Origin of the sequence: Clostridium sp., from assembly GCF_051650885.1 — a bacterium.
Taxonomy (GTDB): domain Bacteria; phylum Bacillota; class Clostridia; order Clostridiales; family Clostridiaceae; genus Clostridium.
In genome coordinates, this window is the sequence record NZ_JBOFRG010000256.1 from 1 (window position 1) to 1133 (window position 1133).

Below are 1133 nucleotides of genomic sequence, written 5' to 3' on the forward strand. Positions count from 1 at the left end.
TACAGTAAATACTCCAAGTGGTAATCCAGAATTAACATTGATAAAAACTGTTGATAAAACTAGTGCTAATGTAGGAGATACATTGACTTATGCCGTAACTGCAACTAACACGGGAACATTAGATTTAACAAATGTAATAGTTACAGATACACTTCAAGCTGGAAATATATCTATAGTTCCAGGTTCATTAACAGTAAATGGAATACCAAATAGTGGAGATATTCAAACAGGAGTTAATGTTGGGAATATTGGAATTGGGTCAACTGTTATTTTAACTTATCAAGTTAAAATTAATGGCACTCCAAATCCGAATCCAATTCCAAATGTAGCAGGTTCTGGATATACTTATACAAGACCTGGCGGAACGCCAACTCCAGGAACATCAACATCAAATGTAGTAAATACAAATGTTCAAGGTAGTACAGGAGGTGGAGATGCAAGTATTATAAAAGCAGTAGATAAAGCTATTGCAAATGTAGGTGATGAGATAACTTATACATCTACTATACAAAATACAGGAACTCTTCCACTTACTAATGTAGTGTTCACAGATGCTATTGAAGCTAGTGGTGTAACTTTTGTTTCAGGTTCTGCTACTGTAAATGGAGTGAGTAATCCAGGAAATCCAAGTAGTGGAATAACCGTTGGAAACCTAGCAGTTGGGGCATCGGCAGTTATTGTATTTAGAGTAAAAATAAATAGTATGCCTGTACCGAACCCAATTCCTAATAAGAGTAATGCTAGTTACACTTATACACCTACAGGTGGCACACCTATAACTAATAATAAAGATTCTAACAATGTAACAACTCAGGTTAATAATCCATCAGGAACACCTGAAGTTACTATAGTAAAATCAGTAGATAAAACAAGTGCTAATATAGGTGATACTTTAAATTATGGGATTACTGTAACAAATACAGGGAATTTAGACCTTACAAATGTAATAGTAACAGATACAATTCAAGCAAGTAATGTAACATTTACAAATGGAAGCCTTACTGTAAATGGTTCACCAAATGCTGGGAATATCCAAAGTGGAGTTAATATTGGAAATTTAGCGATAGGACAATCTGTTTTATTGACTTATAGAGTAAGTGTAACTGGAATTCCAGTACCAAATCCAATTCCAA

General features: G+C 34.2%; 1 protein-coding gene. It reads left to right on the forward strand.

The window, feature by feature from the left end; all coding sequences use genetic code 11:
* Positions 1-1133: DUF7507 domain-containing protein (locus tag ACRC28_RS12160; RefSeq protein ID WP_438543712.1), on the forward strand; the 1133-nt coding region annotated here is incomplete at both ends.